Source organism: Paenibacillus sp. AN1007 (assembly GCF_040702995.1).
In the GTDB taxonomy this organism is placed as follows: Bacteria; Bacillota; Bacilli; order Paenibacillales; family Paenibacillaceae; genus Paenibacillus.
The window spans coordinates 5,377,933-5,399,528 of sequence record NZ_CP159992.1 but is presented as its reverse complement, the minus strand read 5'-3'; the positions used below and the strand labels follow the sequence as shown (position 1 = coordinate 5,399,528).

The window sequence follows — 21,596 nt, the reverse complement described above, 5'->3', positions numbered from 1 at the left end:
TCTAGAGACAGAGTAAGCGGTATTTCATCGTATATTCTGATAGAAGGGAATGATGTTCAAGATGAAACCAAGTCCATCTACGATCTTGTTTCAAGGAGATTCCATTACAGACGGAGGAAGGTCACGCAATGACGATCTGAATCATGTTCTCGGTCACGGGTATGCATATTTGATCTCAAGCAGACTTGGCATGGAACTGGCAGATAGACAAAAAAAGTTCTATAACCGGGGGATCAGCGGGGATCGGGCTTCCGATCTGTATGCACGCTGGAACGAAGACACGTTGAGTCTGCAGCCGGATCTGATCAGTATCCTGATCGGAGTTAACGATGCCTGGCGTTCCATGAATGGTGAGGCTAAAGGGTATACGGATCGTTTTGCGAGGGCATATCGTCACCTGCTGGAGGAGACACGAGAAGTCGTGCCGGAGACCGGGCTGGTGCTGATGGAACCGTTTATTCTGAAGACCGGAGCGACGCTGGATAAATGGGATGAATGGGAAAAGCTTATGACAGATTATCAGGAACAGGTTCGTGACATGGCTGAGCAGTTCGGGGCAGTATGGGTACCGCTGCAGCAAACGTTCAATGCGGCTTTGCAGAAGGCGGATGCTTCGTATTGGTTATGGGATGGCGTTCATCCAACTGCCGCAGGCCATGAGTTAATTGCACGTCAGTGGCTGTCTGTTGTACAGCAATCTCCACTTGTTATTGAGTAAAAAAAGCAGAGAGTTCACATTTTGTTGAACTTGTATCATTCATTTCATAAGGGAACGTGGTGAATCCTGTGCAAGGCTCTAATCACGAAATGGGAAATGAGCATACGAATCTGTATACAAGCAGTGTTGAAGACGATGCTCGGGTAATTCAATGGCCGGATGAACGGCTTATTCATCAGCTGCATATTAACAACCAGTACCACAATCAAGAAAACAAGGTATTCAAGGTTGACCGACTTCGGGAGAAGCTTCACAGGCCGGAATGGAGAGAGCTGCTTGCGGACCTGAATGCTTATGGAGAACAGGCAGTAAGTGAACCAATGCCGCCTCTAACATTCAACCTGTTTCGACAATTCAGCAAAACTGGGAACCGCAAATCCTACGAGCGCGTGTACTTCGACCGACGTGGGAGATTAGCAGCAGTTTCCCTGCTCGCTCTTGATGACAACAGCCCCGATGTACTTCACGTGCTTGAAGAGATGCTGTGGGCTGTATGTGATGAATATACGTGGTGTCTCCCGGCCCATCTGGGAACAGGAGAAGCGGAACAGGTAGAAGCTCATATTGATCTCTTCGCCGCAGAGACAGTCCATATGCTCGCTGAGATTGCCACCCTTCACGGTCAGCATCTGGACCCTCTGATTGTCGAACGAATTGGGATGGAGGCAGAGCGGCGTATTTTTACCCCGTTATATCGGGAACAGCGGGCATATCACTGGCAGACTGCAGATCATAACTGGTCCGCAGTCTGCGGAGGATGCTGCGGCATGGCTGCCCTGCTGCTGGTGAAAGATGAAGCTGTTCTGCGCGAGTCCACTCGGCAGACAATCCACTGTATGGAGGCGTTTCTGAGCGGTTATGGCGAGGACGGCGGCTGTGCTGAAGGCATCGGGTACTGGGTATATGGATTCGGTTACTTCATCTATTATGCCGAGATGTTATTGGATTACAGCGAGGGAGCGTTGAATCTGCTGACGGACTCCAAAGCGGCGGCAATAGCGGCCTTCCCGCTGCGTATTCATCTGTCGGAAGGTACATATGTCAATTACTCGGACAGTGCAGAGCAGGAAGAGATCCCATCAGGGCTGCTGTCCCGCTTAGCCGCCCGGTTCGGGCTGCAGATGGAGCTGCCGCTGCGAGTTCCCCGGCTGACAGACGATCCCTGCCGCAGGTGGGCCCATCTGCTGCGGAACGTGATGTGGAGCGATCCGGCAGTGGTTGGACATGGGCGGGGCGAAGCAGCTGTGCAGGCGAGTAGGGGGGGTATTTTTCATCAGCTCGGTTGGATGGTTGCCAAGAGTGCTCTCCAAAGGCTGGATGAACGTGAGGAGACAGACCATCCGCGTTCGGGCAGTAAATGGGTTCAAGCGGCTTGTTCATTCAAAGGCGGTCATAACGATGAGCCTCATAACCATCTTGATCTGGGACAAGTGATTATCCACTGCGGCGGCGAAAATATACTGTGTGACCCCGGAGCAGGATTGTACACCCAGGCCTATTTTGCTCCCGGACGTGAGCAGCTGTTTCATATTTCGTCCTCCGGGCATAACGTGCCGCTGATTGAAGGGTGTGAGCAGAGCCCTGGCAGAGAGGCCGAAGCCAAAGTGCTGGAGTTCAGACTTGCAGAAGACGGAAGTGAAATGCAGGCCATTCTGGACCTGACACGTGCATACCCTGAGGCTGTATCCCTGCAGCGATATACACGTCATCTATGTTGGAGGGCTGAAACGAATGACGCCGGGATTCACGAATTCGGATTCATCGGCATGAACGGGATCATCAATGCGGATGTGGACGTCGCAGCATTACGAATCACAGACAGGTTTCAATGGGATATGAACCCAGGTGCTGATGCTGTGAAGTTCTCGGCGGATGAGCGGTATGCTGTCCCTTCACCAGTTGTTGAGCGCTGGATCAGCCGGATATGTCCGGTTGTGAAAGAGGAGGGACTTGTTCAATGGCGGGCTTCACGCGCCAACATGTACATGACATATGATGCAGTCCAGTGGGAGGCGCAGGTGGAGTCTGTGCATGCCGTGGATCACGATGAGATGCCTGTCACCTTTTATCGTACATCACTTATATGGAAGGGAACGGAAAAGACCGTAACGAAGTACGAGAATGGAAGGGGAACAGAGAAGTTAGAATTATCAGAACCCCTGAAATCTCTGAAACTTGAGAACACGGAAACTCCAGATCATTTTAAACTTCTTGGGAAAAAGGAAAGCAGGAATCATGGAGATGCTGTGTACCCTGCAGGTGTCGAGACGGATGGAGCAGGTAATTCTGTCCCGCTGGAGATCGTGTGCCAAGTCGATTTTATTGTTGAACCGCGTATAGGAGAAACCGAGGTGAGTCCCCGTGAATAGTTATACAGCTGCAGCGACGTATCCATGGAGAAATGAGCTTGATCGATATCGCACTGCGGCAGTGCAGGCGGGTCCCGTACCTGCGGATGGCTGGAATATAGAGCGCAAGCTGACACTTGTCAAACAAATTGTTTGCGCTTACAAAAAGCATCAGCATGGTGACGGGGCCATTATCGATCCATACTCCGGTACAGAACGCTACTATTCCACACCAGCTTATGCGATGGCGGCAGCTGTGTTGGTGGATGCAGGGCACATGGAACTGCTGGATTCCGCATCGAATGCTCTGTCACAGAGCATTGATGCTGTGGTGAAAGGAAGTGCACCGGACAATCATCCTGATTTTTACCCTGTGCTGATGATGCGGGCGTATATGCTGCTGAAGCCTCATCTGCCTGAGCAGGCAGCGATCTGGGCTGAGGCACTCAAAACCATTCATCCTGAGCAGGATTATGTATTTACAATGACCCGAATGAATAACCCAAATCGCATGATTAACTGGAACGCCATTATGATCTCAGGTGAGTATCTGAGGTGGGGTGAACAGCTGGCGAGTGAAGATACAGCATGGATGGATCGTTATCTGGAAGCTTATCATCTGCCGCGGTTTACCGCGCTTGGTTTGTATCAGGATGGTCCACTGGACCGCCCTAATTGTCCGTTTTCCTATGACATTGCTACCCGCTATCACCTTGGAGTAATGCTTGATGCAGGATATGAAGGGGCAGTCGCCGACGCATTGCGCGAGAAGCTGCGCAGCGGTGCATTCAGCACGCTGCTGATGCTGTCTCCCCTTGGAGAAATACCGCCGCGTGGTCGAAGCTCTCAGCATCAATGGAATGAAGCTGCCGCGGCATACGTATGCTCACTGCATGCTTCACTGGCAATGCAGGCAGGGGATTCGGTGCTTGCCGGAGCATTTGCAAGAGCGGCGGACCGTTGTTTTGAAGCAGTGGAGCGCTGGCTGATGCCTGACGGGCGTTTGAAAATCGTGCGCAATGAATATGCACCGGAGAAACGCCACGGATATGAAATTTACACCAATCATACCTGCTACAATCTGTGGACGGCAGCCGCACTGGCTCATGCCTGTCTTCGTGATCCGGGCGAAGATATCATCCAGTACAGTCTTCCTTCCGAGATTGGGAGCAGGGTACTGCAGGCGGATGGATGGTTTGAAACCGTGCTGGCTTCCGTGCCAGGCCAGCAGCTGGTCCTGCACACCGCATTGAATGATCCATATACGATTCCGGGACTGGTACGAATACAGCAGGCAGAACTCCCGGGGTTGATTGGTCCGTCTGCAGCCAGTCATGTACAGGCCGGGTTTACCGAATTTGCAGAGGGGATCGTGCAGCCCTTGAGTTACTGCCCCGCCTGGAAGACAGCAGACGGGATATGGCACAGTCTTGCGGAAGGTATCCCGCCCGGCAGTGTATATGACCGCGATGCAGGGATTGATCCAGCCAGCGGCGGCGGTTCGGTTGTATTTGAATCAGCTGCTCCGACGAATAAGGTTAGGGCAGCGAACAAAACAGGTGATACCGTGCCGGCGGCTGATGCGAAGGCTGGTGATCGTGCTGCGGGGGACACTGTGGAGAATGCATTTGATATGACTTGGATGGGGCCTTTACCTGGAATACGTTCTGTATGTTCCCGATATGTGCAGCGGGCAGATCAGCTGACGGTAACCTATGTTTTCGAAGGTGAGATTGAGGCGGCGGGGGCTTTGATTCCCCTCATGTACAGCGATGGTCAGGAACAGGCCGTAATTACGCAAACCGGACAGGGTGTGCGTACGGAATACCGCGGAGCATACGTTGAATCTACGGCGCATGATGCAGGGGCGGTAATCCGGCTGGATCAGCAGGAGACATCCTCCCGCAATGGTCTGCTGAAAAAAGCAAGAATAGAAGTCCACGGTGCACAGCAGCTGACATTTACTATTCAATTGGGACGTATGTAAGAAGAAAAAAGACCCAGCAAAGAAGGATTACATCACTCAGAAGCGGGAGGGACAGGAAATGAATACATCCGTATCGGCATCATGGGTGGAAAAAGCATGGCAGCAAGGGGCGAGCAGGACGATTCAGAATGCGAAACGAATCAAGGATACCTTTCCTCATACTTCGGTGCAGGGGATGTACGACAGCAATGATCCCGAATGGTGGACGGCCGGTTTTTGGCCCGGCCTGTTATGGCTGGTGCACAGAGATGCCCCAGAGAGCGAAGCGGCAGCGGAGCTGCGTCGCATCGCTGACAGCTGTGAGCGGCAGCTCGAAGACTGCCTGCGTGATCCGGATTCGGTGGATCACGATCTGGGCTTCATCTGGCTGCTTAGCGGCATAGCCAGCTATCGCCAGATGGGCAGCGAGGAAGGGCGCCGCCGCGGCATGCTTGCCGCGAACCTGCTCGCTGCCCGCTTTCACGTGCGCGGTGAGTTCATCCGCGCATGGAACTTCAGCTCGTCAACGATGGATACGCGCGGCGTCGCCATCATTGACAGCATGATGAACCTGCCGCTGCTCTACTGGGCATCCGAGCAGAGCGGCGATCCCCGCTTCCGTTGGCTGGCGGAAGCGCATGCGGACACCGTGGCGCGCGAGTTCGTCCGCGCAGACGGGTCCATCTGCCACGTGGTGGAATTTGATCCATACACGGGGCAGAAGCTGCGGGAGCATGGGGGCCAAGGCCATGCTCCCGGGTCCGCCTGGGCGCGGGGTACCGCCTGGGCGCTGCACGGGTTTGCGCTGTCTTTCCGGTATACGGGCGAAGCCCGATATCTGGAGACAGCGGAGCGGGCGGCCGATTTCTTCCTCGCCATGCTTGGCGAAGACATCGTGCCGGTGTGGGATTTCCGCGCGCCTACGGAGCACCGGGCGGCGTGGGACTCGTCCGCTGCAGCAATTGCTGCGAGCGGCCTGTTAGAGCTCGCGAAGCTGTCGCCGCGCGGGCAAATCTATGCTGCCGCGGGAGAGCGTATCGTCCGCGGCTTGTATGAGCACTTCAGCGCCGGTAAATCGGCAGCGGAGGAAGGGCTGATCATGAAGGGAACGGTGCACTACCCCGAAGGGCGGGGAATTAATGTGCCGATTATATACGGCGATTACTTCTATATGGAGGCGCTGGCGAAGCTGCGCGGAAGTGAAGGTTTATTTTAACAGAGACGATTTTATCAGGAGGTGCCGGCATGTCTTTTCCAACACATATCGTATCTGCAGGCGGCATTGTAGAAGATGGGAAGGGGAATATTCTCTTAGTTAAAGCTCATGATGATGGATGGGTGTACCCGGGCGGGATTACAGAAGTTGGGGAGAACCTGATTGATGGTGTGATCCGTGAAATCCAGGAGGAGAGCGGCATCATCGTGACGGTGAGTCATTTAATCAGTATTGTATCGAATACAGCCATTCATAAGTGGTACGACGGTGAGACGGATGTCCCTACAAAAGTCATGTTTGACTTCGTATGCAGAGCTGCAGGAGGAGAATTAACGGTTTCTGAAGAAACGAGCGAGTGCAGGTGGGTGCCTAAGGATCAAGTGCTGGATTGGATCACTCTACCCGGGATTCGGAAGCGTTATGAAGCTTATTTGAACTTTAATGGCTCTGTCAATTATCTGGAGTACGTCACGGCAGCATCGACAGAGCTGGATGTCAAACTCCATAGGCATATCTAGATCTCCGCGGCATCGTGTGCAGCTGGCTCCCTGCACGCAGTATCCTATTTTATGCCAAGAGCGGTTATGCTGCTGGGGAGAGTCCTGCATATCGAACGGGAATGATAAGAGGCCGCCCTTACAGGGCGGTTCTATTTTGTTGTCTTCGCTGTCTTTCCTGTATTCCTGTATGTTCTGTGTTTATCCGTGTGTTCCGCAGCAGTATGTTTAGCAATTCGCTAATCGTTCGCAGACAGTTCATTTTGCAGGCGAACGTTTCAGGATCACGAAATCGGCGGAGGATTGCTCCGGATATCGCTGACGAATAATCTCGTGTACCTTGAACTCGGGATAATCAAACAGGTAATGAAACAGGTTCCGATCCTGTATCGTCTGCACGCCGGAGCTGCCTTCCTCTCTCAGCCTTGTGTAGATAACAACCCACTTGGTTGAAGCGTGGAGAACGTCGCTGAGGGTAGCGCGGAAGTCTGTCTCATCCGTAATGTGATACAGCACATCCAGGCACACCGTCAGGTCGGCTTGGAGAAATCCGCGATTAATCCATAGACCAGGTGTATACAGCATGAAGCTTTTGGAAGGATCATCAGCATACAGCGACGCGCAGTGTTTAATAGAGGAGGCCGCTACATCCATGCCAAGATATTGGTCATAACTCATATATTTCAGCTGGTTGCCATCCCCGCAGCCAAATTCAATGATCCGATGAATATTCTCTCGCTGTATTAGTCCATTAACAATCTCCGCTTTGAACTCAGCCAATACGCCATACGAACCTCTGCCCGAAGTCTCCCCTGAACGATAGGTCTGTTCCCAGTATTCAATATAATCAAATGGCTGATCCACTCGAATTTCCCCCAATTCTGAAAAATGGGATTCGCACCCCGCTTCTATTCAGATTATGCACCGCAGGCTGTGTTATGAATGAACCTGATGCCTGCACAGGTTTCCACCCACATATAAGCTCCGTTAGATGACGATGCGGAATGATTTTCCATATAATTACCTGAAAATTTCCTGAAAGACTAAACATCTGGAAAGTCTCTGCCGACATTAAGTAGTAGGCATAAAATGATAATAATCGGAGGGAAATAATGTTAAAGCCAAGATTGACCAAGTACATGGTGATGATGCTGGTAGTGATGCTGAGTATTTCCAACGTAGGCTTGGCCGCTGCGGCAGAGAAGGAACTGTCCAAAATTGTAGTTTCCAAAAATGAAATGTCGCTCGAAGTCGGCGAATCCGGAGCAGTGACTGTGACGGGGGTATATTCGGATAATACCTCGGCTAACGTGACAATCAGCACAACCTGGAGCAGCAATAATCCTTCGATAGCAACTGCATATAACGGTTCGATTACAGCGAAGGAAGAAGGTACAGCAACCCTTACGGCATCGTACAAGGGACTGATTCAGGACGTTCAAGTTAAAGTAACGAAGAAGGTCAAAGCTCTTTCGAAAGATGTCCAGAGCCTTGATCTGCGTATGGGGGAGACCAAAGACATTGAGCTGACTGCCACTTATAGTGACAACACCACCAATGCAGCAGCCTCCACCACAGCAGCATGGACGACCAGTGATGAGAAGGTTGCTACTGTAGTAAACGGGAAAGTTACCGGTCAGAGCGCAGGAACAGCATTGATTACAGCGAAGCTGGGCAGTCAGAGCGTGACGGTAGAAGTCAATGTTGAAGTGGTCAAACGTGTAGATGTGGACAAAAAGCAGGTGAACCTGCTTCTCAATAAAAGTGAGAGTGTGGTATTGACGGCCACTTATCCGGATGGGACTACGAAGGATGTTACCAATCTGGCGGAATGGACATCCAGCAATGAGAAGGTTGCAGATGTGCTGAAGGGTAAAATTACAGGTTACTCCGGAGGGTCTGCCAAAATCACAGGGAAATACGGTACCAAGTCGGTATCGGTAGACGTGGATGTGGATCTGACCAGCAAGCTGAGTGCAGACAAACAGAATGTTTTCTTCCGCTTGAGCGGAACTAAAACGACTAATGTTGTGGTTACGGCTTCCTATCCAAACAGCAGTGATGTGAACGTAACCGATCAGGCAGTATGGACGTCCAGCAATGAGAAGGTGGCAACCGTGTTCAAAGGTCAAATTACAGCAGTGAGCACGGGATCAGCCACAATCAAGGCCGTCTATAACGACAAAATGGTGGAAATTGCTGTGGATGTAGATACAGCGAGATATCTGGATATCAAAGATGTGAACGACAAGCTTGCCATGAGTGTTACTGGGGAAAACAGAACGAAAAAATTGACTGTAAATGCAGAATACATTGATGCGAGCACAGAAGATGTGACGTCCAAAGCGACGTGGGCTTCCAGCAACGCAGATGTTGTATTTGTATCCAGCGGCGGTGAATTGATCGCTTATAAATCAGGTACAGCTACCATTACCGCAGCATACGGCGGCAAAACAGTGAAATTCACAGTAAGCGTAGATGTTGCTGATAAATATGAGATGGACAAGAAGAAAGCAGCCGTCGCTGTAGGCGGAACGACTACTGCCAAAGTGCTTGCAATGTATGGCGAAACTTCTAAGGACGTTTCTGAAAATGCAGACTGGAGCAGCAGCAGTGAGAAAATCGCTGAGGTAGACAGCAAAGGGGTTATTACAGGGGTAGCGACAGGAAAAGCAACGATTACGGCCAAAATTGAAGGTAAAACGTTGACTCTCTTGGTTGAGGTTGGTATGGCGAGCGGTCTTGAGGCGGATGTCAACTTTGTCGTGCTTTCGGCCAAAGAAACCCAAACCGTTATCCTTACAGGTACGGATAGTGATGGTAACACGAAAGACGTTACAGCAGATGCCACCTGGAAATCCAGTAATGCCCGCGTAGCGGATGTGAAAAAAGGCGTAATTACAGGAAACAGCAGTGGTAAAGCGAATATCACAGCCGAATATGGTTCCCAAAAAATTACGATTCAGGTTGAAGTCGATGTCATCTCCCGGATCGAAGCATCCGAGCCGGCCATTTCCCTGAAATCGGGTGATTCCTTTGATCTGAAAGTAACGGCGACTTTGAGTGATGGCAGCGAACGGGATATTACGGACAAAGCAGAATGGAAAACAAGCAGTTACAAAGTGGCTCAAGTGAATAAAGGCAAAGTGAAAGCTTTGAACTCAGGAAAAGCCAAAATCACAGCAAAGTATGGCAGTAAAAGCGTTACGATTGCACTGGATGTAGATACCCTGAAGTATTTGCAGACAGACAAAGTTACATTGACCATGAAAACGGGAGACAAGGCAGCGGTTAAAGCTACCGCAACATATATGGATGGAAGCGAGGCCGATGTATCCAAGCCCGCTCTCTGGACATCCTCTCGGATCGCAACAGCTACTGTAAAAGATGGTGTGATTCAAGCAACTGGTAAAGGTAAAGCAACGATTACGGTCTCCTATGCAGGAGTAAAAACGAAGATCACCGTAGTGGTTGAAGCCAAGTAATAAGTTCATGGTGGACGAGATGTACAGTCACGTATGACATGGTTGAAAAGGCCGACAGCTGGATGGCTTATGGGCTTATGCTCACGGCTGGTAGATTGGCAGCAGGGTTCATGCTGATGATTAGTTTAACAGCATGATGCAAAAAGGATCTGAACCATTGTTCAGATCCTTTTTGATGTATTTGACCATTACGGGATAAGAGAAAAGTATTATCACATCGTATGCGACAGCACCAATGCCCCGTAAGCAAAAGCGATAATGATCAGAATAGCCGGATGCAGCTTCGTCTTCGTCATGACCCAGAGCGAGATTCCTGCGATAATCAGCGTCTGCCAGATCCCGATGGAGTCCGTAGATACTTGGCCGAATTCCCATGTGAGCAGAATCATGAGCACTGCAATAACCGGCTGTACTAGCAGGGTCATGCCTCTGACTTTAGGTGAAGTCCGGTGTTTGTTTAACAAACGAATTAACAAGATAAGTGCGGCCGCTGACGGTACAATCGTTGCAAAGCTGGCGATTACAGCACCAAACCAGCCTGCGACATGATATCCGACAAAGGCAGCGATTTTCGTGGCAATCGGGCCCGGGAGCGCATTACCGATGGCCAGCACGTCACCGAACTGTTCGGTTGTCATCCAGTGGTAGTGATTCACAATCTCTTCCTGCATTAATGGAATGGAGGCGGGACCGCCGCCATATCCGAGGATGTTCGCCACAAAAAATCCCCAAAATAATTCCCACCATGTCTGAAGCATCCTAGGACACCTCCTTGTCGGAGCTGCCTTTGGATTTTAAACGCTGCACCAGACCAAAATGGAAGAAGCCATAGGCAAGAAAAATCGTAATGACTATTCCGGGATGAATATTCAGCAGCTGCAGTGCGGCAAACGCAATCAAACCGAATAATATGGCAAACCACTTACCCAGCCCTTTCCAGGCTTTCATCGCAAATTCATAGGCCATCATGCCGAGCATTACAAAAATGACAGGCCGTACGGCAGCAACCATCCCTGCGACAATCTTGGATTCGCGCAGGGCGTACATTGAACCGAGCAGAGCAATAATCGCTATGCTGGTCGGCAAAATATGAGCGAGTACGGACACAATAGCGCCCAGTACACCTTTCGTTTTATACCCGAGATAAGCAGCCATCTTGGTTGCAATAGGCCCCGGCAGGGCGTTGGCAATGGCCAGAATCTCGCCGAATTCATCATCGCTAACCCATTTGTAACGAGTGACGGCCTCATAACGGATGAGCGGAATAACCGAGGGACCGCCGCCGTATCCGAGAATTCCGGTTCGTACCATGCCGATCACGAGACCGTTGTAATCTTTCCAACTCATGCTGATATCCTCCTAGAGTCTCATGCCCATACGGCTTTTATATCGTTTCAACAGCATCTGAGATTCCACCTTGACGATGCCGGGCATCTGGTAGAGCTTCTCCAGCAAAAACTGCTCCATCTCTTCCATATCTGCAAAAATACCATGCATATGCAGGGTGCTTGGGCCTGTCATGTGGTAGAGGCTGGTCACAGCTGGCTCTTCATCCAGCCTCTCCGCCACTTCGTCCAGGAAGCGTGGTTCCACATCGACATTAAAAAAGGCAGAGACCTGCAGCCCAACCTTGCCAGGATTAATGACAACGGTAAAGCGTTCGATAATTCCTTTTTCCGATAATGCATTAATGCGAGCTTGAACGGCTACGCGTGATAATCCGATCTGTGTGCCGAGGTCTGTATAGGATATCCGGCTGTTCTGATGGAGGGCGGCAATAATTTTGCGATCCATCTCGTCCAGGTTATACATTTGCGGAATTTCTCCGCCTTTGGAGGAACGCCTCTGTGACATGTTGGAACCATCCTTTTCGTTTTCCTGTATGCAGTATCACTGCAGCATTCATAGTTTAATGACGAAACGTAACTGTAGTCAACTGATTTTATTAAATATGTTAAAAATAGTCGATAGATTCCCTTCATTTTGTCACATATATATGCGGGAAGCGAAGTCTGTAATTAATCGCCACACAAAAATAAAAATAACGGTGTAACTTTTCTAAATGTTACGTGTTTTTATTGTTGAATAGGAGGAGGGAAAATCATATGAGGAAAAAGATTTTATTATCCGTCTTAACTACGGTTGCGGTAATGTCAGGTGTGCTGGGTTCAGCATATGCAGCCGGAATGATCAAATTGAATGTGAACGGAACCCAGTTGCAAACGGATGCAGCTCCAAAAATGGTTAATAACCGTGTCATGGTTCCAATTAGTTTTGTGTCGAAAGCGCTGGGTGCATCGGTCTCGTGGAACGATAAAACCCAAACGGTTTCAATTCATACCACAGGTATCCCTTACGAAAATGTGTGGGATGAAAACATGAAAGACATCGGGCCTTTTGAGTTAGCCCGTATAAATAATACAATCCAAGTTTTCTTGGCTGGGATGGATACGGGGATTGAAGATCTTTTAAAGAAATCGACGTTCAATATGGATGTAGATCGATTGAAGCAAGAGCACTTCTCTATGGGGCCAACGATGTTATCCACCAAGATTTTGGATATGAAGACAATTAAAAAAAATATAAATGGTCAGAGGCCTGAGTATTTAGTTAGAGTAGGCATTCAGGCAGGAGGAGATGAATTGAGAGTAGAATATTGGGATCTAACTGTTCTATTTACTCCAGCGGTTGATGATGGAAAAACCATTTCAACTGGAGGAAAGATGGAGTATGTAGTTACTAAACGGGAAGTTGTGAAGACTGTTCCAGTACGTGTGCAGCGTGTTTTCCCTGGATTCACGTTAGAAGAGTCAAACGAGATGCATCCTTTATAGATGTAAAGAAGATGTAAAGAAACAGAGGCGATGGTCAACCCATCGCCTTATGTCTATAAGCTGAGCCCGTAACGCTTGCGCTTACAGCTGCAGATTTGCATAAAGAAGCCCAAGTTTTGTAAGCCCTATGCACGCTCTGTTTTAGGAAGTAAAAGGGTTACCGTTGTGCCTTCACCGGGTTCAGACGTAATGCGTAACGTCCCGCCTGCTCCGCGTGCACGTTCCTCCATACTGAACAACCCAACACCATGGCCCGCTGAGTCCTCATTAAATCCGGTGCCTTGATCTTCAATAACAACGAGCGTGAGATCTTCACTGTCTTCAACCGTTACACGGGCCTCTGCAGTGTCAGCATATTTGGCGACATTCGTTAAAGCTTCCTGGATGATACGATAGATGGCAATCTCCTTGTTTATATCGAGCCGCTTGCGCAGGCTGCATTCCAGAACAACCTCGATGCCGTAGTGACGAGTATAGTTCTCGATATAGGTACGAATCGCAGGAACTACGCCGAGATCGTCCAGGACAGACGGCCGAAGCTCCCAGGCCAAACCCCGTACATCCTCCATAATAGTGGTGACCTGTTTCCGTAACGCTTCCACACCCGGATTTGCTTGATCTGCCAGCAGGCGGTCCATCTGGATAACGAGAGAGAAGAGGCTTTGTCCGATTCCGTCATGGAGTTCACGGGAGATGCGGCGCCGTTCCTCTTCCTGAATGTTCATCACTTGTGACATCATCTGCTGCAGCTCGCCTTCAACTTGTTTGAGTTTGGTCACCTCGCTGCGCACGGCCAAATACTGATAAGGCTCACCGTCATTGTCCAGAAAAGGCACGATCGTGGTGTTCACCCAGTAATAACTGCCGTCTTTGGCGCGATTCCGAATCTCGCCATTCCACACCTTGCCAGCAGAAATCGTGTTCCATAGCGTCTTCATAAAGGCTTTACCGTGATACCCCGAGTTGATAATCCGGTGGTCCTGACCAATCAGCTCTTCGCGAGTATACTGCGAGATCTCACAGAATTTATCGTTTACGTATTGGATTTTGCCTAGACGATTCGTCAGCGCTACAATCGAGGATTCATCGAGTGCAAATTTCAGGTCGCTGAGCTGATGCAGTGATCCCTTCAGTTTGCTTCGGAACTCATTGTCTGAGATATGCTCGTCAATCTCCTTCAGCAGCAGCTGAACAGGCTGGTCGGCTAATCCGCTGAGTCTGTTTTTGCGCGGTTTACTCAAAGTTTAACAACCCCTTTTTCATCGCGAACTTCACCAGTTCCGGTCTGGTGCGCAGGCCAAGCTTCTCCATCAGATTACTTTTGTGGGATTCCACCGTTTTGACGCTGATGACTAGATGCTCGGCAATTTCCTTATTCGCATATCCTTTGGCGATCCAGGACAGAATCTCTTTCTCCCGATCCGATAGGGTGTCATACGGCCCGGCATTTTCCTGTTTGGCTTTGTCCAGATACTCACTCATTAATCGCTTGGTTGCACTTGGATAGAGGTAGGCACTTCCATCGGCTACAGAACGAATGGCAGCGAGTAATTCTTCATGGGGCGCACTCTTGAGAATGTACCCTGAAGCCCCGGCGTGGATTGCGCGGAACAGGTATTCCTCATCATCATGCATCGTTAGTATTAAAATCGATATATTTGGCATTAATTTCTTCAATTCGGCAGTAGCGGTTAATCCGTCCTTGCCCGGAGGCATACTGAAATCCATCAGAACCACATCCGGTTTCAGCTCCTGTGCTTTGGCAATGGCTTCGTCGCCATCGGCTGCATCTCCAACAATATGTATATCGTTCTTACCCTCAAGCAGGGCGATCAACCCGGAACGTACAACTACATGGTCATCTACGACTAACAGTCGAATCACAATCATTTCCCCCTGTCCGCTTCCTTCATCTACCTCTATCATACCAAAAAAAGAGACTTTTCAGAGGGTAATCTCCGAAAAGTCTCCTTATGAGATGTAAACAAATCGTTAATATGTGTGGCGAAGCTGTAATCCCGGTGAGGTGCAGTTCAGGCCCTGCACATGTACTCGCTCATGCATACTGCTCCAACTGCCGGGCAGTTTGTTCCGTTTGGACAACCATCTCGGGGGAAAACGTGCAGGGAGTTCTGCTTCCTACAAGCAGTACACCGCTTGGCAGCCTGCCTTCCTTGAACATGGGCACGGCTATCGCACATACCAACCGTTCAGCAAGCATAAGCGGGCAGCGATCCGGCGTATATTCTCCACGGGATTGCTCATCCAGCATGACTGTGCGTCCCGTTCTCAGCGCTGTGCCTACCAGATCTTGTCCAGGGCGCATAGCCATCCGTTTCACACGTTCATTGGTTGCCCCGGAGGTATATTTCCAGCGCAGCATCGATCCAGACACACAGGCCATTCCGCAAAAATCGCCGGTGGTGCTCTGACACAGGCCGCTCATCATCTCCTGAACGGCAGATGAGACTTCATCATGCATGAGGGACACTTCCTTTTTCGGATCATATATGGATTACATATGGGTAACCTTGAATCAAGGCTCGTTGGATAGAAAAGCGATTTACAATCAGGATATTACGATGTTAGTTCTATTGTAGACTTTTTGATGAGTCTTGTAATTCAGGGAAAACCCCTATTTGCATTCTGTAAAATGCTGAACCTGGGCACCGAATACCTCTGAGAAGCATAGTTTTCCTGCCAATTAGAGAAGATGCTGCTTCATTTATATTGTAAATGTACCCAGTAACGCAGGCCATACAGATAAATTCTCACGGCAAGCCGGGCATACGGTTTTCCCTGCCAGATAAGGGAGATGTGCTGTAAGTTTCTGCTCTCCGATCCTCCCGGCCCGTTCTGCTAAAGCTTGTGCGGCCTCATCTGCCAATGAAGAAGCGGGCTGAATAACTACAGCTTCCTGATCGGTATGAAAGACAGGATCATCTTCATAGGCACGGAGGGGCACGGTATGATCTTCGTCAGGCCATATGTACACTTCATTTTCGCAGGCCGGGCATACGGCTACGTATTCATCGCCTTCAGTAAATGTCATCAGCATATTAGCGACAATGTAGGATTCGCGTAATGCAGCATCGGCAATGAGGATGTAACGCTTCTCGGTGTCATCTGTGGATGACTCAGCAGCATCATGCAGCACTTCTTCTGTCAGTGATCTGAATAGATTAATGGCATTCACATAATCACCGTACATCTGCGTACAGAGGGTACTGCCTACGGCTTCGGCCAGTTCAATCCAGGATGGCGGATAAGGTACCTGATGCTCTTCATTGCGGCTTGCTTCAATAATACCGCAGTGGATAAACAGCTCTTTGCGCACGGCAGCATCAGATGTTTCACCTGCCAGCTTTGCTAAAAATGGCATCACGGCATAGGCAGCCGTATAGATTGAGTTCTGATGAAACAGATATTCCTGAAACAATGTGTCAAAAACCTCTTGGCTGAATGCCTGCTCTAATTGCTGCAGCAAACCGGGTACATTTATGGCCGAGCCATAGGGACCCGATAGTTCTGCCCAAAGATCATTATCAAGCGATAACATATGTATTCCTCCTATTCTGGAGATGCATAAGATTACAGATTCACAAGCTTGAAGACGTACCAGCGTTTAACTGTATGCTAGCACTAACGTAAAAGATTGACAATTCAAGGTTGAATACATCGTTAACCTGGGTCTTTGTTGATGATATGTGACTTTTCTCACAGCGAATTGGGGGAGTTTCCCGCCAAAGATCAGGTAATCCCCCGATAACCTTTCGGTCTGTTTCACGATATGATGGAATCATAAGGAATCACCGAGGGGGACGAAAATGATGGGTACAGTATTTGTGGAAAGAATCACCCAAAAAGCAGAGCGGACACAGACGGAGGCGGGCAAAATGACACAGAAAACAGGTGGGATTCTGTCTTTTGTTACAGCGGAGCAGTGGAATCTGATTGAAGAGAAAATGCAGCCTAAGAAAGTGAAGTCGGGATACAGTCTCTTTTTGGAAGGTGATGAAGCCGGATATCTGTACTACATTCGTTCGGGACGGGTGAAGCTGACCAAATCGACGGAGGATGGCAAAGAGATTATTCTGTCGATTCAGCAAAGTGGTGATTTGATCGGTGAATTTGGCGGTATTGGCGGACTAAATCACAGTTACAGTGCAGAGATGGCGGAAAAAGGGGAACTGGCCATCATCTCGCTGACGGATCTCGAAAGTGTGCTGAGCAAAAACGGAGACCTGGCGCTGAAATTTCTGCAATGGATGGCGCTCGCACAGCGGATTACCCAGTCGAGATTCCGCGACCTGCTGCTGTACGGCAAAGCAGGTGCACTTGCTTCGACATTGATTCGTGCCAGCAACACGTATGGAAAGATTATTCCAGACGGTATCGTGCTGGAGATGAAGCTGAATCACACTGAACTTGCGGAGATGATCGGAGCAACGCGGGAGAGTGTTACACGTATGCTTGGCGCGTGGAAAGAGCAGGGTACCTTGGACATGATGGACGGTAAGTTAATGATCCGGGATATGGCTGCGCTGCGCTGTATGTGTGGATGCCCTTCGTTCCCGAGCTGTCCGAAGGAACTGTGCCGTTTGTAGAAGATGCAGCAATAGATTGAAACAGCAGGAGATTTAAGTATTAACGCAGCATACCATGCACACAACATACGGAAAGTTGTGTCATCTCCACTGGCGATTGGGGTCGTAACGGGAGATGGCAAAAGTGCTGAAGGATGCAGGGCGTTCTGGATATAGGGAGCAATTTAGAGAGAAAACCGGAAGATCGGTTGAGCGGAGAAGATAAAAAAGAGACTTATTAACGTGGACGGAGAACAAACAAGGTTAACATGGTTGGATAACGAAACTGGGAAATAGTAACAAGTAACGTTTAACAAATGATAGACAGCAAGTGACGGTAACAAATAAATAGAGATGATGTACGGTGGGGAGAAACGAGATCGGGACGGAAATAAAAGACGAAGCAGCCTATGCTGCTTCGTCTTTTTACTAAGTGATAACAAAGTGATAACTAAAAAGGTACCCAATAATAATCGAAACTAAAACCAACCAACCAACCAACCAACCAACCAACCAACCACTAACTAGGCGCGAAGAATGATTTTATTACCCCGACTGCGGCTAACGATTCGAGAGGAGCTTATTTGAGGTGTTTCGGTCCTTTTGAAAATGTAACGATCTGGAGAGACGTTATTTTTTCAATTCCAGTGAAAAGTGTGGGTATTTAGCGAGTTTTTAATGAAATAGCGTTACTGGGAATCGTTAGAATTACAAATTGCAGTAAATTACCCAAATAAGGTTTCTGGAGATCGTTAGAAATTTCATTGCTGTTTATACGCTGTTGACTCACTGTTAGGAGCATCCGCAGCACCTCAAAGACACAGCAGGTATTTACTAGGACAGCACATCGTTACCTCTCAAAACATATTACTTACAACCTATCAGCACTCAAGCTGCATCCCACACGCTGCAGCCCCAAGGCAGCACTCACAAGGTACATCTCCAAACGCTAGAATCCCCTGATCCAGCGCTGCCTCATAAATGTATATTACCGCTGCGCAGATAAATGTCTGTTTAGTTTATTCTAACTCCCGATCCAGTATGGAATAGAGCACGGAGTCATGATATGACCCTTTATAGAACCAATGCTCCCGCAGTAAACCTTCACGCTGCATCTCGATGCGCTCCATGACTCGCTCGGAGGCAGGATTTTCAGGGCGGCATTTGGCAAAAATGCGGTGAATGCCAAGTTCCCTGAATCCAAAGTGAAGCAGTACACGGCATGCTTCCGTAACATATCCATGCCCCTGGTACGCGGGATGCAGGACATAGCCGATCTCGGCGTTGGTCTGATCCACAAGGTGGAGCCCAGCGCCACCGATGAGAATGCCTTCTTTTTTCAAAACAATCGCCAGCTCATACCCTTCTCTCGGCTCCGTCTGCTGCATACGGATTACATCCTGCACATAAGCCCGGGTATCCTCCTCCGTGTTCGGTCCCCATGCGGTGTGCTCCGTTATTTCGGGCAGGGAGGTGTACGTATGTATGTGCTGCCAGTCACTTTCTACAATCTCGCGGATAAGTAATCTTTCGGTTTCAAGCTGCATCATGTAAGCTCCTCTGCTCCAATTTAGTTTCCCATATGTGCGGCTGTAAGTTTCTGCATTCAAAATGAATCCGCACATGATTGCATCCTATTGTAACGCAAGATATAGATGCAAAAAAGCCCACGACCGAATTCAAAAGCATGAATTCTTCGCAGGCAGTCATCGTTAATTCTTGAATTGGATAAGATTTCTTTCAGTCCATGAATCGCAGCTCACATATTTTTGTCTAGGCAGTGAGCTATTGTGGTTGTTTGCAAGCTGCTTTGGGATAAGTATATGCCAGTTTGCGGATAATTTCCTTTTGCCATCTCGTATCACCCAGATGGGTCGCCAGGTTCAGAAGATCCAAATAATCGTCCAGCTGCAGGTCAGCCTTTTGCAGAGTTGTGTTCATTCGATGTTCGTTCCCCTTTATCTATAAAGTCGTAAGCATAGTTGTCATTGTCCTACTGCACCATAACAAGCTCAAGAATGATAATCATTATCATATATAATCACATTATGCCTCGTATTCGAGTAAAATGCAATGCTTAACCTTGAGATCACTCAACTTTTTTGATAAAAAGCCTTATTCGTATCGAAATCACGATATAAACACTCGGAGAAATTTTTTCAAAAATTTTACATAAACATAGAGGAATTCATCATATGAAGCATTAAATTAAATAGGGACAAGCATAAGTTATCAAGATAGAAACAAACGAACCGAACCACCTGAGGGAAAACATTATGCACAGGCATCAAACGATGCGGAGGAGGAGAAAGAGGATATGAAAAAGGCGTTAAGGCAGCAGTGGATTGGGGCATTCCTGGTTTTTATGATGATGGCCGCAGCATTACTGGTTCCGGGATATCAGACTCCGGTTCAGGCCGCAGCACCACTTACCGTATCACAGGCTATTGCTTCCCAGAGCAGCGGAGGCACGGCAGCCGTCGAAGGTTATGTTGTGGGACATGCGACAGGGTCACTGACGGCCAAGTTCACCTCTCCATATGCCAATGATTTCAATGTGCTGATTGCGGATTCGGCATCGGAACGCTCGAACAACAAACTGCTCAATGTGCAGATCTCTTCTTCGTTTCGTGCTCAATACGGACTGGCTTCAAATCCGGATCTGGTAGGCAAAAAAATTATCGTCACTGGAACGCTGGGCGCATATAACAGTTATGCCGGAGTCAAAAATCCAACCTCAATTACCTTCTCGTCAGGAACCACGAACCCTAATCCAGAGCCGAACCCGAACCCGGGAACGACCCTGCCGGATGGTACAGGCAAAAAAGTACTGTTTGATAACACGCATGCCCAGACCGCAGGTGCAGCCGACTGGATTATTGATGGAGCTTTTTCAGACTTTGCAAACGGTTTGCGAAACGCAGGCTTTACCGTGGATCAGCTGGAACGCAGCATCCCGTATACATTTGGTGAACAGGCTTACACCTATAACAAATTGAAGGACTATGACGTGTTTGTCATCGGCGAAGCCAACGTGCCATTCAAAGCGACAGAGCAGGCCGCGCTCCTGCAGTATGTACAGAACGGTGGAAGTATCTTCTTTATCTCGGATCATTATAATGCAGACCGGAACAAAAACCGCTGGGATTCCTCCGAGGTGTTCAATGGATACCGCCGGGGAGCTTTCCTGAATCCAGCGAAAGGCATGTCCTCCGCGGAAGCAGCATCGCCAGCCATGCAGGGGGTAATCAGTTCGGACTGGCTGGGGAACAACTTTGGTGTTCGTTTCCGCTATAACGCATTAGGTGATGTGAATGCCACGGATATCGTAACACCAGCGCAGTCTTTTGGCATTACAACAGGTGTACAAGCTGTGGCAATGCATGCGGGATCAACCATTGCCATTATGGACCCGAACAAAGCCAAAGGATTAGTGTATGTTCCAAACGGCGTGTCCAAGTGGAATAATGCCGTCGATCAGGGCGTGTACAATGGAGGCGGGCGAGCGGAAGGGGCTTACGCTGCAATTGCCAAAGTAGGCGCAGGGAAAGCCGCATTTATCGGTGATTCTTCTCCGGTTGAAGATGCAACGCCGAAGTATTTGCGTGAAGAAAACGGAGCCACCAAGAAGACATATGATGGCTTCAAAGAGGTGGACGACGCCGCGTTCCTCGTGAATACCGTGAAATGGCTGGCGGTGAAAGAAAGCTATACCAGCCTGGCCCAAGTGCCAGGTCTGACATTGGATAACGTAACAAGCCTGCTGCCAATGGAGACACCGTCTGCATCCACCGAACCGAAAGTAGAACCTTGGGCTGCCCCGGCTGCAGGATACAAATGGTATGATCCGACGACGTTTAAAGCAGGTTCGTACGGCAAGGCACAATAACGAGGTCAGGATCGGAATCTGAATATTAATCAATTCAGAGTAAGGAGCAGCTGAAAA

Annotated in this window: 19 protein-coding genes; 9 read left to right on the top strand and 10 right to left on the bottom strand. The window is 49.1% G+C overall.

Annotation, left to right across the window (positions count from 1 at the left end; translation table 11 throughout):
- Positions 1–61: 61 nt before the first annotated feature.
- Genes ABXS70_RS24200 through ABXS70_RS24180 form a run of 5 tightly spaced genes read left to right on the top strand, consistent with a single transcriptional unit; the run spans position 62 to position 6,766 of the window.
- Positions 62–718: an SGNH/GDSL hydrolase family protein gene (locus ABXS70_RS24200; protein WP_342553866.1), complete on the top strand. Its 657-nt coding sequence runs from the start codon at positions 62–64 to the stop codon at positions 716–718.
- A 59-nt stretch (positions 719–777) separates the two neighbouring features.
- Positions 778–3,087, top strand: a complete 2,310-nt coding sequence (locus tag ABXS70_RS24195; RefSeq protein ID WP_366291486.1) for a heparinase II/III family protein — start codon at positions 778–780, stop codon at positions 3,085–3,087.
- A complete protein-coding gene (locus ABXS70_RS24190; protein WP_366291483.1) occupies positions 3,080–5,053 on the top strand; it encodes a glycosyl hydrolase in 1,974 nt (657 codons plus the stop codon). The genes ABXS70_RS24195 and ABXS70_RS24190 overlap by 8 nt, the downstream gene beginning before the upstream one ends.
- Before the next feature lie 58 nt (positions 5,054–5,111).
- Positions 5,112–6,248 carry a glycosyl hydrolase gene (locus ABXS70_RS24185; RefSeq protein WP_366291480.1) on the top strand — a complete coding sequence of 379 codons (1,137 nt, stop codon included), beginning with the start codon at positions 5,112–5,114 and terminating at the stop codon, positions 6,246–6,248.
- Between the two features lie 29 nt (positions 6,249–6,277).
- Positions 6,278–6,766 (top strand): NUDIX domain-containing protein, encoded by a 489-nt coding sequence (locus ABXS70_RS24180; protein ID WP_342553870.1) that lies wholly within the window; start codon positions 6,278–6,280, stop codon positions 6,764–6,766.
- A gap of 237 nt (positions 6,767–7,003) precedes the next feature.
- Here the strand turns inward: ABXS70_RS24180 and ABXS70_RS24175 are convergent, their stop codons facing one another.
- The gene (locus ABXS70_RS24175) at positions 7,004–7,609 is read right to left on the bottom strand and encodes a class I SAM-dependent methyltransferase (RefSeq protein ID WP_366291477.1); all 606 of its coding nucleotides are present in this window, start codon (positions 7,607–7,609) and stop codon (positions 7,004–7,006) included.
- Between the two features lie 248 nt (positions 7,610–7,857).
- Here ABXS70_RS24175 and ABXS70_RS24170 point away from each other — a divergent pair, with 248 nt between their 5' ends.
- Positions 7,858–10,230 (top strand): Ig-like domain-containing protein, encoded by a 2,373-nt coding sequence (locus tag ABXS70_RS24170; RefSeq protein WP_366291474.1) that lies wholly within the window; start codon positions 7,858–7,860, stop codon positions 10,228–10,230.
- A 212-nt stretch (positions 10,231–10,442) separates the two neighbouring features.
- On the opposite strand, the gene ABXS70_RS24165 is transcribed toward ABXS70_RS24170, so the two are convergent.
- The 3 genes from ABXS70_RS24165 to ABXS70_RS24155 are packed head-to-tail and all read right to left on the bottom strand — an operon-like array spanning position 10,443 to position 12,084.
- Entirely contained in the window at positions 10,443–10,988 is a 546-nt protein-coding gene (locus ABXS70_RS24165; RefSeq protein ID WP_342553873.1) for a chromate transporter, read from the bottom strand.
- A 1-nt stretch (position 10,989) separates the two neighbouring features.
- Positions 10,990–11,577 carry a chromate transporter gene (locus ABXS70_RS24160; RefSeq protein WP_342553874.1) on the bottom strand — a complete coding sequence of 196 codons (588 nt, stop codon included), beginning with the start codon at positions 11,575–11,577 and terminating at the stop codon, positions 10,990–10,992.
- 12 nt (positions 11,578–11,589) lie between these two features.
- Positions 11,590–12,084 (bottom strand): Lrp/AsnC family transcriptional regulator, encoded by a 495-nt coding sequence (locus tag ABXS70_RS24155; protein WP_342553875.1) that lies wholly within the window; start codon positions 12,082–12,084, stop codon positions 11,590–11,592.
- Positions 12,085–12,335: 251 nt separating this feature from the next.
- On the opposite strand from ABXS70_RS24155, the gene ABXS70_RS24150 reads away from it, so the two are divergent.
- Complete coding sequence (locus ABXS70_RS24150; RefSeq protein ID WP_366291469.1) at positions 12,336–13,064, top strand: copper amine oxidase N-terminal domain-containing protein; 729 nt, start codon at positions 12,336–12,338, stop codon at positions 13,062–13,064.
- A gap of 125 nt (positions 13,065–13,189) precedes the next feature.
- On the opposite strand, the gene ABXS70_RS24145 is transcribed toward ABXS70_RS24150, so the two are convergent.
- The 4 genes from ABXS70_RS24145 to ABXS70_RS24130 form a co-directional block, all read right to left on the bottom strand.
- Positions 13,190–14,305 carry a PAS domain-containing protein gene (locus tag ABXS70_RS24145; RefSeq protein WP_366291466.1) on the bottom strand — a complete coding sequence of 372 codons (1,116 nt, stop codon included), beginning with the start codon at positions 14,303–14,305 and terminating at the stop codon, positions 13,190–13,192.
- Positions 14,298–14,948, bottom strand: a complete 651-nt coding sequence (locus ABXS70_RS24140; RefSeq protein ID WP_366291463.1) for a response regulator transcription factor — start codon at positions 14,946–14,948, stop codon at positions 14,298–14,300. The genes ABXS70_RS24145 and ABXS70_RS24140 overlap by 8 nt, the downstream gene beginning before the upstream one ends.
- 172 nt (positions 14,949–15,120) lie before the next feature.
- Positions 15,121–15,546, bottom strand: a complete 426-nt coding sequence (locus tag ABXS70_RS24135; RefSeq protein ID WP_366291460.1) for a GAF domain-containing protein — start codon at positions 15,544–15,546, stop codon at positions 15,121–15,123.
- A 243-nt stretch (positions 15,547–15,789) separates the two neighbouring features.
- Positions 15,790–16,623, bottom strand: a complete 834-nt coding sequence (locus tag ABXS70_RS24130) for a hypothetical protein (protein WP_366291457.1) — start codon at positions 16,621–16,623, stop codon at positions 15,790–15,792.
- A gap of 268 nt (positions 16,624–16,891) precedes the next feature.
- Between ABXS70_RS24130 and ABXS70_RS24125 the strand changes: the two genes are divergently transcribed.
- Entirely contained in the window at positions 16,892–17,671 is a 780-nt protein-coding gene (locus ABXS70_RS24125) for a Crp/Fnr family transcriptional regulator (protein WP_342553881.1), read from the top strand.
- Positions 17,672–18,669: 998 nt separating this feature from the next.
- Here ABXS70_RS24125 and ABXS70_RS24120 read toward each other — a convergent pair.
- Together ABXS70_RS24120 and ABXS70_RS24115 are read right to left on the bottom strand one after the other, a co-directional pair.
- Positions 18,670–19,197, bottom strand: a complete 528-nt coding sequence (locus ABXS70_RS24120) for a GNAT family protein (protein ID WP_366296758.1) — start codon at positions 19,195–19,197, stop codon at positions 18,670–18,672.
- Positions 19,198–19,435: 238 nt separating this feature from the next.
- A complete protein-coding gene (locus ABXS70_RS24115; protein ID WP_366291454.1) occupies positions 19,436–19,591 on the bottom strand; it encodes a hypothetical protein in 156 nt (51 codons plus the stop codon).
- Between the two features lie 376 nt (positions 19,592–19,967).
- On the opposite strand from ABXS70_RS24115, the gene ABXS70_RS24110 reads away from it, so the two are divergent.
- Complete coding sequence (locus ABXS70_RS24110) at positions 19,968–21,539, top strand: DUF6359 domain-containing protein (protein ID WP_366291451.1); 1,572 nt, start codon at positions 19,968–19,970, stop codon at positions 21,537–21,539.
- The last annotated feature ends 57 nt before the right edge of the window (positions 21,540–21,596 follow it).

Excerpts from the sequence above, each read along its gene's own strand:
- ABXS70_RS24110 (WP_366291451.1), top strand. The coding sequence starts at position 19,968 with ATGAAAAAGGCGTTAAGGCAGCAGTGGATTGGGGCATTCCTGGTTTTT.
- ABXS70_RS24125 (WP_342553881.1), top strand. The coding sequence starts at position 16,892 with ATGATGGGTACAGTATTTGTGGAAAGAATCACCCAAAAAGCAGAGCGG.
- ABXS70_RS24180 (WP_342553870.1), top strand. The coding sequence starts at position 6,278 with ATGTCTTTTCCAACACATATCGTATCTGCAGGCGGCATTGTAGAAGAT.
- ABXS70_RS24185 (WP_366291480.1), top strand. The coding sequence starts at position 5,112 with ATGAATACATCCGTATCGGCATCATGGGTGGAAAAAGCATGGCAGCAA.
- ABXS70_RS24165 (WP_342553873.1), bottom strand. The coding sequence starts at position 10,988 with ATGCTTCAGACATGGTGGGAATTATTTTGGGGATTTTTTGTGGCGAAC.
- ABXS70_RS24130 (WP_366291457.1), bottom strand. The coding sequence starts at position 16,623 with ATGTTATCGCTTGATAATGATCTTTGGGCAGAACTATCGGGTCCCTAT.
- ABXS70_RS24115 (WP_366291454.1), bottom strand. The coding sequence starts at position 19,591 with ATGAACACAACTCTGCAAAAGGCTGACCTGCAGCTGGACGATTATTTG.
- ABXS70_RS24150 (WP_366291469.1), top strand. The coding sequence starts at position 12,336 with ATGAGGAAAAAGATTTTATTATCCGTCTTAACTACGGTTGCGGTAATG.
- ABXS70_RS24120 (WP_366296758.1), bottom strand. The coding sequence starts at position 19,197 with ATGCAGCTTGAAACCGAAAGATTACTTATCCGCGAGATTGTAGAAAGT.
- ABXS70_RS24170 (WP_366291474.1), top strand. The coding sequence starts at position 7,858 with ATGTTAAAGCCAAGATTGACCAAGTACATGGTGATGATGCTGGTAGTG.
- ABXS70_RS24135 (WP_366291460.1), bottom strand. The coding sequence starts at position 15,546 with ATGCATGATGAAGTCTCATCTGCCGTTCAGGAGATGATGAGCGGCCTG.
- ABXS70_RS24155 (WP_342553875.1), bottom strand. The coding sequence starts at position 12,084 with ATGTCACAGAGGCGTTCCTCCAAAGGCGGAGAAATTCCGCAAATGTAT.
- ABXS70_RS24160 (WP_342553874.1), bottom strand. The coding sequence starts at position 11,577 with ATGAGTTGGAAAGATTACAACGGTCTCGTGATCGGCATGGTACGAACC.
- ABXS70_RS24200 (WP_342553866.1), top strand. The coding sequence starts at position 62 with ATGAAACCAAGTCCATCTACGATCTTGTTTCAAGGAGATTCCATTACA.